Source organism: Amycolatopsis sp. NPDC104819 (genome assembly GCF_055583145.1).
On record NZ_JBVJON010000027.1, the window covers coordinates 28,845 to 38,922 of the forward strand.

A 10,078-nucleotide genomic window follows, 5' to 3' on the forward strand; every position below is an offset into this window, starting at 1 on the left:
GCGTCACTCCCCACGATTCTTCGGTGGCCTGGGCGTCAGATCGAATTGCTTCAGGTTGTAGCCACCGTACACGGGACGTTTCTTGAACTCGCCGGGGTTGGCGGAGTCCGGAACCCGGTTGCCCGACCCGTCGAGTTCGAACTCGTCGCGCACCCGCGCCTTGGCGACGTAATAGTCGAGATTTCCCTTGGTCTTCGCACGGGCGAGGTCCGCGGCGAGATTCTGTTCGGCTTCGGTGCCATTCACGCGCATGTTCTCGATGATGCTGTCGACATAGGCCGGGTGGCCCTGCTCGTAGCGGTAGCCGCCGTCGCCCTGCCGGGTGCCGAGCCCGGCGTTCGGGCCCTTCGCCTCCACGACGACGATCCGCGACGTGCCGTCCGGCCCGGTGACCTCGTAGATCTGGTCGAACCGGCCCGAGCCCGGCTTGCTGCCGAGCCGGGTGTCGTCCCCGTGGAGGTCGGGGTCGGGCAGTTCCTTGATCTCGTGGGGCGGCGACGGGAACTGGTCGGCGACGGCGTCGCGCGCGGCGTGCTCGCCGAGCTCCTCGCCGAGATCGGTCCGGTCGCGGTGCGCGTCGGAACGTTCGCGCTCGATCTCGTCGGTGAGCGTGCCCTTTTCCTTGGCTTCCTGGTAGTCGCCTTCGGCGTCCCGCGCGCGCTGGTTCGCGTCGTGCCGGCGTTCGATCAGGTCCTGGGCTTCGTCCTTCTGCGGCTGCGTCGCGTGGTGCTCGACCTCGTTCTGCTTGTGGTAGGTCGCTTCTTCGAAGTCGTCGGACTTCGGTTCGAAGTGCTCGCCGTCGGGCTTGGTCTTGTCTTCCTTGATCTTCGGGATGCGCTCGTCGGCGGCGTCGACCTGGTCGGCGTTCTTCCGCGAGTACTCGCCGTTCTTGTTCGGGCCGTCGTAGTACTTCTCGCGGTAGGCGTCGTCGTTGATCTTTTCCTTCATCGACGCCTTCGGCTCCCGGTCCGGGTGCTCGATGTCGACCGGTTCTTCGTCGATGTAGCGCTCACCGCGGTGCTGCGCGCTGTCGGCGTCGACGTCGTGCGGGTCGCCGTGGTGCGTGTCCGGCGCGAAGCCGTCGTCGCCCGCCCGGTGCGTGGAGCCGTCCGGGTGGTGGGTGTTCCACTCGCCGTCCGGCGGGATGCGGGGCCGCATCTTCCCGTCGGGGCCGATTTCGTAGTCGGAGGAGAAGACACGCCCGTGCGAGTCGGTCCACGCGGGCTTCGTCGGGGCCATGACCTCGGTGTCGAGCTCTCGCGAAAGCCGGTGCGCGAAGTCGTTGGAGCTCGCGTCGCAGCCGATGAGCCGGATCGGCCGGCCGTCGTAGTCGGCGTTGCGGCGCAGGATGTCGGCGAACTCTTCGGGCGTGTAAAGCCGGTCCCCGATGCGGGCATGACCATCCGGCGTGACGTGCACGTCGACGGTGTATCGGCCGTCAGGGTCCGGCTGGACGCGGTGCGGGAGGTCGCCCATGTCGGCGTCCCCGGCGTGGTAGGAGCTGCCGGAGGGGGTGCTTTCGGAGTGCCGCGCGTTGACTTCGTCCGGGGTGAGTGGTTCGGGGTCGGCGTGGTGCGGGGCGCCGTCGGGGTCGTGGTGGCCGCTTTCGTGCGGGCCGCTTTGGTGGGGGCTGCCGTCGGGGCCGTGGGTGCCGCCGGGTCCGGTGTGGCCGGGCCGGGTGCCGGGGGCGGGACGGGCGTCGGGACCGCCGTGGGTCCCGGGGCCGAACCCGCGAGCGGCGGGCGCGGGAGTGTCGGGCGTCCGCGGCCGCGGGGTGTCCCCACCCGGGCGAGGGCGTCCTTCGGGCAGGTCACGCGGCCGCCCGGGAGCATCAACGTGCGGCGAGTGCGCACCGGGACTGCCCGGAGTGCCGGTCCAGCCCCCACCCGCGCCCCGCGGCGACCCACCACCGGACCCGAGGCCACCCCCGCCACCCCCGGGCGGCATGCCTCCACCACCCATGGGCGCACCCCCTTGCGGCGGCACCCCGGAGGCGGCGCCGTCGCCACCGCGAGGCGAGGGGACGGTGCTGGGGTCCCCGGTCCGCGGAGCGGTGGGAGCGGTGCCGCTGGCGGAGGTGGTGCCGTCGGCCCGTGGGGTCGCGGCACTGCTGGGGGTGTCACCACCGGAGTGCGAGCCAGGCGCATCGGACCGCGCAGCGGGCGACGATCCGGAGTGCGCGGGCGAAGGACCGCCATCACCACCACGAGTGGGCGACGGCCCACCATCGCCGCCACGGGTCGGCGACGGGCTGCTATCCCCGGAATGCGACGGAGTGTTGTCGCCCGCGCGCGAAGGCGAGTTGTCGCCCGCGCGGGTCGGGGTGCTGTCTCCTGCGTGGGAAGGCGAGTTGTCGGCTGCGCGGCTTGGGCTGTTGTCTCCGGCGTGTGAAGGCGCGTTGTCGCCCGCGCGAGTTGGAGTGCTGTTGCCTGCGTGGGAGGGCGAGTTGTCGGCTGCGCGGCTTGGGCTGCTGTCTCCGGCGCGCGAGGGCGAGTTGTCACCCGCGTGGGAAGGCGAGCTGTCCCCGGCGTGCGACGGGCTGCTGTCCCCGCCACGGACCGGTGAGGCACTGCTGTCCCCGGCATGTGACGGCGAGCTGTCCCCGCCACGAGTGGGGGACGAGCTGCTGTCGCCCGCGTGCGACGGCGAGTCATCTCCGGCGTGGGAAGGCGAGCCGTCTCCGGAGCGAGGTGTGCTGCCGTCGCCAGATCGGGTCGCCGACGGGCCTCCATCTCCCGAGCGCGCCGTCGACGGGCTGCCGTCCGGTGAGCCGGAGGCCGAGTCGGGCGAGGAATCGGTGTTCATCGGGTCCGAACTCGGCGAATCCCCATCCGCGTGACCGGAGGAGTCGCCGGAGGAACCACCGTCCGGCGAACCATCCCCACCATGCGCCCGGGCATGCACGCCCCCGCCACCCTTGGGGACCTTGTGAACAAATCCCCCGGGCTTCACCTTCAACCCGTCCAGACCACTGACCTTGCCCAGCACCTTGCCGAACACTTTCGCGATCTTCTCGAAAAGGTCGACCAGCTTCGACAGCAGCGGCGACACCTTGCGGATCGTGTCGGTCAGCTTCTTGAGCAGCTCCCCGATCTTCTTGCCCCACTTGGCGATCGCGGCCGTCGCCTGCGCGACGACGACCGGTGTGCCGAAGCCCAGCGAGAAGACTTCCTCCATCACCCACGCGATCAGCTTGCCCACGAGGTCGGCGATCAGCTGCCGCACGGTCTCCCGCACGAACGAGACGACCTGGCCCATGATCATCGTGACCGTGCTGATCGCGCCGGCCACCGTCGCCGCGCCGGACAGGGCGTCGCTGTGCTCGGCCGCGAACTTGCGGTACGCGTCCGCGCCCTGGCCGGTCCAGCCGGCCGTGCCGTTCTTGACCGCGTTGTCGAAGTCGGTCTTGCGCTCGCCCAGCGCCTTCGAGACGTTGCCCCAGGTGTCCGCATAGGACTGGATCACCGGCGGGTTGCCCGCGACGGAGTCCAGCATGTCCTTCAGCGGCTGGATGTGCTCCATCAGGAACGACGCCACCGACGACATCAGGTACCCGAACGGGTCGATCGCGGCGCCCGCGACCTCGCCGGCCAGGCTGAGCACGCCCAGGCCGCCGGAAACCCAGTCGCCGTCCTTGATGCCGTTGAACGCGTCCATCGACGACTCGGCGATGCCGATGCCGCCGGCCCAGCCGTAGTCGCCGTTGCCCGCGGTGAACGCGCCGGGCCCGTCCGGGTCCTGCTTGGCGTCGACGACGAGCGGGTTCCCCTCCGGCATCACGCACCGCCCGCGGACTTGTTCAGGTCACCGGCGACGCCGGCCTCGTACTCGTGGTAGGCCGCCGCGGCCTCGCGGACCTTGCCGGAGACGGCGGTCATCGCCTGCACGGCGTCCTTCAGCGCGTCGATCCCGTACTGCTCCACCGGGTCGAGCAGCATCCGGAACGGCTGGCAGAGGATGCCGTACGCGTCGGTCGGCATGCTGACCTGGTTCGCCGCGTCGACGGCCTGCTGCAGCCCGTCCCCGATGGCGTCGAGCTGGTGGGCGTGCGCCGTCAGGTCGGTGCTGAGTTCCACATCCGTCATCGGTTTCCCCCTCAGGAAAGAATCGGCCCGCCGAAGTCGTCGTCATCGTCGTCGTCGGCCGGACGCCGGCGCCGCGGCGGCTGCGGCGGTTGCTGCGGCTGCGGCGGAGTGCGCGGCGCCGCGGGTGGCGGTGGCGAGTCGGTGTCCTCCGGCAGGAACCGGCGGACGCGGTCGGGTTCCGGGAACGCGGGCTCCGGGTCCGGCGGCGGCTGCGGGAACGTGCTCTGTGCTTCGCGGACGATCTCGGCGGCCGCCTGGTCACCGGTGCCGGTGGTCTCGGTCATCGCCTGCTGCAGCAGCTCCGGGATCCGGGCCTGCGCGCGCTGGACCAGCTGCATCACCTGCGCCGACACCTCGGCCATCCGCTTGCCGGCCGCGGCCTCGGTGATGACGAGGTTCTTCAGCAGCCCGCGCGAGTCGACGGTCACCTGCACCGAGCCGTCCTTCGACCGCTCGGTGACCGACTGGCCCTGCATGCGATCGGCCAGCGCCTGGTACCGGGCGGCGTTCTCCTCGAGCCGCTTGGTCCAGTTGTCGATCATCGCGTCGCTGGCGTCGATGCTGTCCGGCATCCCGGCCCCTTCTCTCTGCTTCTCCCCACTGACGGATCCGGGAGCCCGCCGGTTCCCGGAACACGCAAAGGCCACCATAGGGGACCGGAGGTCCGCCATGGTGGCCTTCGCCGTTCGGGGAACTACAGGTTGCCGCGGCGCTCCTGCTCGCGCTCGATCGCCTCGAACAGGGCCTTGAAGTTGCCCTTGCCGAAGCCCAGCGAACCGTGGCGCTCGATCAGCTCGTAGAAGACGGTCGGGCGGTCGCCGATCGGCTTCGTGAAGATCTGCAGCAGGTAGCCGTCCTCGTCGCGGTCGACGAGGATGCTGTGCTCCTTGAGCGTTTCGATCGACACGCGGACGTTGCCGATCCGGGCGCGCAGCTCCGGGTCCTCGTAGTAGGACGCCGGGGTGTCGAGGAACTCGACACCGGCCGCGCGCATCGCGGTGACCGTGGCGATGATGTCGTTGGTGGCCAGCGCGATGTGCTGGCAGCCCGCGCCGCCGTAGAACTCGAGGTACTCGTCGATCTGCGACTTCTTCTTCGCGACGGCGGGCTCGTTCAGCGGGAACTTGACGCGGTGGTTGCCGTTCGAGACGACCTTGCTCATCAGCGCCGAGTACTCGGTCGCGATGTCGTCGCCGACGAACTCCGCCATGTTCACGAAGCCCATGACGCGGTGGTACCAGTCGACCCAGTAGTCCATCTTGCCGAGCTCGACGTTGCCGACGCAGTGGTCGACGGCCTGGAACAGCCGCTTCGGCGCGCCTTCCGGCCGCTTGATCGTGCTCTCGCGCGGCTCGTAGCCGGGCAGGTAGACGCCGGTGTAGCGCGACCGGTCGACCAGCGAGTGGCGGGTTTCGCCGTAGGTCGCGATGGCGGCCATGCGGACGGTGCCGTGCTCGTCGGAGACGTCGTGCGGCTCCTCGAGGACGGTCGCGCCCTGCGCGCGGGCGTGCTCGACGCACTTGTCGACGTCGGTCGTCTCCAGCGCGAGGTCGATGACGCCGTCACCGTGCTTGCGGTGGTGGTCGAGCAGCGGGGAGTCCGGCCGTACGCCACCGGTGATGACGAACCGGGCCGAGCCGGACTTGAGGACGTAGGACTTGCGCTCGAAGTCGCCGGTCTCGGGGCCCGAATACGCGACGAGCTGCATCCCGAACGCGATCTGGTAGTACCAGGCGGTCTGGGTGGCGTTGCCGGCGATGAACACGACCGCGTCCATGGCCTTGACCGGGAACGGGTCTGTCGAAGCGTCGTGGTCGACGAGGCCGACGAGCTGACGCAGCTGGTCGTAGCTGACGTCGTCGAGGGCGCCCTGGTGGGGTTCGGCAGTCTGGGTCATACCCCGAGGATCAACCCTGTACGGCAAGATGTGCAATGGTCCGAATTTTTGCTGGACAATATGCTCGGTCACTGCCGGACATCGGCGGTCATCGTGGACAACCTGCGCAGGGGAGAAAGTGATGTCGGAGAACCTCGACGCGTTGGACGCGCGCCTGCTGCTGTTGCTCACCGACTCGCCCCGGCTCGGGGTGCTGGAGTGCGCGCGCCGGCTCGGTGTCGCGCGCGGAACCGTGCAGGCGCGGCTGGACCGGCTCACCGAGCGCGGCATCCTCGGCGGTTTCCCGCCGGAGCTCGACCTCGCGGCGATGGGTTACGGCCTGACGGCGTTCGCGGTGATCGAGATCGCCCAGGGCCGCCGCGCGGAGGTCGCCGAAGCCCTCGCGGCGATCGACGAGGTCTGCGAAGTCCACGCGACGACCGGCCAGGGTGATCTGTTCGTGCGGATGGTGGCGCGCGGCAACGACGACCTGCAGCGGGTGATCGACAAGGTGGTCGGGGTCCCGGACGTGCTGCGGACGTCGACGTCGATCGCGCTGTCGACGCCGGTGCCGCCGCGGGTCCGCCCGCTGCTGGAGCGGACCGCGCGGGACTGACCCCGAGCTTTCACGTGAAAGCTCGGGCTAGCGTTCGTCGATCACCTGGGCCAGGTACCGCTTCGCCGACCGCTGCACGACGTCGAAGCCGTCGGTGCGCACGATCGCGTCCCACCAGGCGCCGTAGATCGCGTCGAAGCGGTAGCCCGCCAGCAGCTCGGCCGCGCGCCGGACGACGTGCGGGCGCTCCGGGATCAGGTTCGGGTAGCTGTACATGAATCCGACGTGCGTGCGATCGCCGATCACCTGCACGATGTCGCCGGACAGCAGCGCGCCGCGGCCCTCTTCGCCGTCCGGCCAGTGCAGCACCGTGCCGCCGGTGAAGTGCACCCCGAGGTTGATCAGGCGCAGGTCGCCGGCGACGTCCAGGGTCGTGCCGGACCACAGCTTCACCGCCGGGTCGGGCCGGCCGATCCACTGCTGGTCACCTTCGTGCAGGTAGATCGGCACGTCGAAGGCGTGCGCCCACTCGACCATCGTCGTGTAGTAGTGCGGGTGGCTGATCGCGATGCCGGTGATCCCGCCGAGGTCGCGGACCTGCGCCACCAGCGCGTCGTCGAGGTACGCCGCACAGTCCCAGAGGAAGTTGCCGGACTTCGCCTGCACCAGCAGCGCGCGTTCGCCGATCGCGAAGCCGGGGTTCGAGCCGACGCCGATGATGCCGCGGCCCTGCTCCTCGATCCGCGGCGTGTAGGTGCCGCTCGCTCGCAGGGACGCGAGGTTCGTCCACTGCTGCCCGGACTGCGGGACGTACTGGCGTTCGTCCTCGCAGACCGGGCAGTCGTCACGGGCCACGGCGTACTGCATGCCGCAGGCCTGGCAGATCGGTTCGGTGCTCACGGCTGTTTCCTCCCAGAATGTGGATCCTGGGAGGACACGCTAGCCGGGTTATTTGGCGTCGGCGTACGGAACGGCCTTGACCAGGGTCACCTTCTGGAGCTTGCCGTTGGGCAGCTCGTACTCGCGGGACTCGCCCTCCTTGGCGCCGAGTAGGGCCTTGCCCAGCGGCGACTCCGGGGAGTACACGTCGAGCTCGCCCTCGGCGCCTTCCTCACGGGTGGCGAGCAGGAACTTCTCGTCCTCGTCGTCACCCTCGTACCGGACGGTGAGCACCTTGCCCGGGCCGGCGGTGCCGTCGTTCGCGGGCGCCTCGCCGACCTTGGCCGAGCGCAGCAGCTCCTGCAGGTGCCGGATGCGCGCCTCGGCCTGGCCCTGTTCCTCACGGGCGGCGTGGTAGCCGCCGTTCTCCTTGAGGTCGCCTTCTTCACGGCTGTCGTTGATGCGCGCGGCGATGACCGGACGATTCTCGATCATTTCGTCGAGCTCGTGCTTCAACCGGTCGTAGGCATCCTGGGTGAGCCAGGTCACCTTGGTGTCGCTCACGGTCACCATCTCCTCGTCGGGCCTGCCAGGCTTGCGTGTTCAAGCCGGCCCACACGGGCGTAGGTGCCCGCGTGGCTGAGATAAAGGAAAAACACGGCCCGTCGTGGGCCGTGCTGAGGGGTCAGACTATCACGGCGCGAGAGATCAACGCCCGTTATTTCCGCGCGCCGTGGGCGTTGGGCGCGCGGTTCACCCCGTTGGCCGCTATGGGGTTGACAGGTAGTCTGGTATGTCGTACGAGCAGCCGTACACGTCGGCCGTCACCGGTTCCCCGATGCTCTTGATCGTCGTGCTCATCCTGCTGTACTTCGCGCCGGCGGGGATCAGGAGCTCCTTGCGGCCGCTCTCGGCGCCGGTCTTGTCGCGGACGCGGACGATGCAGACGCCCGGCCGGTTGTTGTCGTCCCGGGTCACGTTGATGGTGATTTCCATCGCGTTGCCCGGTTTGCCGCTGAAGGCGACGCGCTCGGCGTCGATCGGCGCGGCGCCGAGGTTGACGTAGGCGACCCACGCGACCACGCCGCTGACCAGCAGGGCGATGGCCAGGAACAGCCAGCGGCGCCAGCGCTTGGGCGCCTTCGCCCGCGTGGTGCCGTACCGGCCTTCGGGCAGCACGGGCGTTGCCGTTTCCGCCGGTCCGCCTGCCAACGCGGGGCCTCCTGCTCGTTCTTGTCGTACCCGTGAGGACAATGGTGGGGCGGGTACGGCTTCGAGTATCCGCCCGCTGGGTGGGCGGCCCGCAGGTGGGTCGCGGAATACGGGTAGAGAAGGAGTCGTTCGCAGCATGGTGGACCAGCTGACGAAGACCGCCACGCCGCACCTGCGGATGATGGCCGTGCACGCGCATCCGGACGACGAGTCGAGCAAGGGCGCCGCCACGATGGCGCGCTACGCCGCCGAAGGCCACGAGGTGCTGGTCGTCACGTGCACCGGGGGCGAGGCCGGCAGCATCCTCAACCCGGCCATGGACCGGCCCGAGGTGCTCGCGAACATGACCGAGGTCCGCCGCGAGGAGATGGCCCGCGCGGCCAAGATCCTCGGCGTGAGCCAGCGCTGGCTCGGCTTCGTCGACTCCGGCCTGCCGGAGGGCGACCCGCTGCCGCCGGTGCCCGAGGGCTCGTTCGCCGTCGTCCCGCTCGAGGAGTCGACCGAGGCGCTGGTCCGCGTCATCCGCGAGTTCCGCCCGCACGTCATCACGACGTACGACGAGAACGGCGGTTACCCGCACCCCGACCACATCCGCACCCACGAGGTGTCGATGGCGGCGTGGGACGCGGCGCCGGACCCGGACCGCTTCCCCGACGCCGGCGAGCCGTGGCAGCCGTTGAAGCTGTACTACATGCACGGCTTCTCGAAGGCCCGGATGGTGGCGTTCGACGCCGCGCTGAAGGAGGCCGGGCTCGAGTCGCCGTACACCGAGTGGCTGGAGAAGTGGGACCCCGACCGCGCCGATGTGATGGAGCGGGTGACGACCCGCGTGGAGTGCGGTGAATACTTCGAGGCGCGGGACGAGGCGCTGAAGGCCCACGCCACGCAGATCGACCCGACCAGCCGCTGGTTCGCCGTGCCACTGGAGATCCAGCGCGAGACCTGGCCGACCGAGGAGTACGAGCTGGTCAAGTCGCTGGTCGACAGCACTTTGCCGGAGGACGACCTGTTCGCCGGCATCAAGGAGAAGGTGAACACATGAGTCTGACGCTGCCGGCCGGCGTGGCGCTTCCGGTGACCGCGTCGGCCCTCGTGCTGACGCAGCAGCCCGGCAACGGCGACAACGGCGGGCAGGGGGAGGACTTCGGCAAGTCCTCCCCGGTCGGCTTCCTGGTGCTGATCCTGTTCCTCATCGCGGTGGCCTTCCTGGTCCGTTCGATGACGAAGCACCTCAAGCGCGTCCCGGCCAGCTTCGACGAACCGGCGGAGGAAGCCGCGGCGGAGCAGCCCGAGCCGGAGCCGGAGGAGAAGCAGGCAAACGGCGCTTCCCCGGCCAAGTCCGACTGAGCCGCCGTAGTGAATGACTCATTCATGTCGCCAGACGACATGAATGAGTCATTCACTACGGCGCGGCGGGCGGTGAGAACAACAGGGCCACCGGGTGCGACCCGAAGGGAAGCACCCCAAAGA

General features: G+C 69.7%; 10 protein-coding genes. 3 read left to right on the forward strand and 7 right to left on the reverse strand.

The genetic code is table 11. The features are described 5' to 3' along the window. Positions 1 to 3: 3 nt before the first annotated feature. The 4 genes from ACZ63E_RS44860 to hppD form a co-directional block, all read right to left on the reverse strand. Positions 4 to 3,777 (reverse strand): hypothetical protein, encoded by a 3,774-nt coding sequence (locus tag ACZ63E_RS44860; RefSeq protein WP_465342418.1) that lies wholly within the window; start codon positions 3,775 to 3,777, stop codon positions 4 to 6. Next, on the reverse strand, positions 3,777 to 4,085 hold the full coding sequence (locus ACZ63E_RS44865; RefSeq protein WP_465302644.1) for a type VII secretion target: 309 nt from the start codon (positions 4,083 to 4,085) through the stop codon (positions 3,777 to 3,779). Before ACZ63E_RS44865 ends, ACZ63E_RS44860 begins: the two co-directional genes overlap by 1 nt. A gap of 11 nt (positions 4,086 to 4,096) precedes the next feature. Further along, positions 4,097 to 4,657: a YbaB/EbfC family nucleoid-associated protein gene (locus tag ACZ63E_RS44870; protein ID WP_465342419.1), complete on the reverse strand. Its 561-nt coding sequence runs from the start codon at positions 4,655 to 4,657 to the stop codon at positions 4,097 to 4,099. A 122-nt stretch (positions 4,658 to 4,779) separates the two neighbouring features. After that, a complete protein-coding gene (gene hppD / locus ACZ63E_RS44875; protein ID WP_465342420.1) occupies positions 4,780 to 5,982 on the reverse strand; it encodes a 4-hydroxyphenylpyruvate dioxygenase in 1,203 nt (400 codons plus the stop codon). Positions 5,983 to 6,103: 121 nt separating this feature from the next. On the opposite strand from hppD, the gene ACZ63E_RS44880 reads away from it, so the two are divergent. Continuing rightward, the gene (locus ACZ63E_RS44880) at positions 6,104 to 6,577 is read left to right on the forward strand and encodes an Lrp/AsnC family transcriptional regulator (RefSeq protein ID WP_465302650.1); all 474 of its coding nucleotides are present in this window, start codon (positions 6,104 to 6,106) and stop codon (positions 6,575 to 6,577) included. A gap of 27 nt (positions 6,578 to 6,604) precedes the next feature. On the opposite strand, the gene ACZ63E_RS44885 is transcribed toward ACZ63E_RS44880, so the two are convergent. From ACZ63E_RS44885 to ACZ63E_RS44895, 3 genes are all read right to left on the reverse strand, one after another. Then, positions 6,605 to 7,417 (reverse strand): MBL fold metallo-hydrolase, encoded by an 813-nt coding sequence (locus ACZ63E_RS44885; RefSeq protein WP_465342421.1) that lies wholly within the window; start codon positions 7,415 to 7,417, stop codon positions 6,605 to 6,607. A 48-nt stretch (positions 7,418 to 7,465) separates the two neighbouring features. Next, a complete protein-coding gene (gene greA, locus ACZ63E_RS44890) occupies positions 7,466 to 7,969 on the reverse strand; it encodes a transcription elongation factor GreA (protein WP_465302654.1) in 504 nt (167 codons plus the stop codon). Positions 7,970 to 8,164: 195 nt separating this feature from the next. Next, a complete protein-coding gene (locus tag ACZ63E_RS44895) occupies positions 8,165 to 8,608 on the reverse strand; it encodes a DUF4307 domain-containing protein (protein WP_465302656.1) in 444 nt (147 codons plus the stop codon). A 136-nt stretch (positions 8,609 to 8,744) separates the two neighbouring features. On the opposite strand from ACZ63E_RS44895, the gene mca reads away from it, so the two are divergent. Together mca and ACZ63E_RS44905 are read left to right on the forward strand one after the other, a co-directional pair. Further along, on the forward strand, positions 8,745 to 9,650 hold the full coding sequence (gene mca, locus ACZ63E_RS44900) for a mycothiol conjugate amidase Mca (RefSeq protein ID WP_465342422.1): 906 nt from the start codon (positions 8,745 to 8,747) through the stop codon (positions 9,648 to 9,650). After that, on the forward strand, positions 9,647 to 9,955 hold the full coding sequence (locus tag ACZ63E_RS44905) for a hypothetical protein (protein WP_465342423.1): 309 nt from the start codon (positions 9,647 to 9,649) through the stop codon (positions 9,953 to 9,955). The genes mca and ACZ63E_RS44905 overlap by 4 nt, the downstream gene beginning before the upstream one ends. The last annotated feature ends 123 nt before the right edge of the window (positions 9,956 to 10,078 follow it).

What these genes read in the sequence shown, in the direction of transcription:
- ACZ63E_RS44860 (WP_465342418.1), bottom strand. Translation starts at nt 3,777, where the DNA reads ATGCCGGAGGGGAACCCGCTCGTCGTCGACGCCAAGCAGGACCCGGAC.
- ACZ63E_RS44865 (WP_465302644.1), bottom strand. Translation starts at nt 4,085, where the DNA reads ATGACGGATGTGGAACTCAGCACCGACCTGACGGCGCACGCCCACCAG.
- ACZ63E_RS44870 (WP_465342419.1), bottom strand. Translation starts at nt 4,657, where the DNA reads ATGCCGGACAGCATCGACGCCAGCGACGCGATGATCGACAACTGGACC.
- hppD (WP_465342420.1), bottom strand. Translation starts at nt 5,982, where the DNA reads ATGACCCAGACTGCCGAACCCCACCAGGGCGCCCTCGACGACGTCAGC.
- ACZ63E_RS44880 (WP_465302650.1), top strand. Translation starts at nt 6,104, where the DNA reads ATGTCGGAGAACCTCGACGCGTTGGACGCGCGCCTGCTGCTGTTGCTC.
- greA (WP_465302654.1), bottom strand. Translation starts at nt 7,969, where the DNA reads ATGGTGACCGTGAGCGACACCAAGGTGACCTGGCTCACCCAGGATGCC.
- mca (WP_465342422.1), top strand. Translation starts at nt 8,745, where the DNA reads ATGGTGGACCAGCTGACGAAGACCGCCACGCCGCACCTGCGGATGATG.
- ACZ63E_RS44905 (WP_465342423.1), top strand. Translation starts at nt 9,647, where the DNA reads ATGAGTCTGACGCTGCCGGCCGGCGTGGCGCTTCCGGTGACCGCGTCG.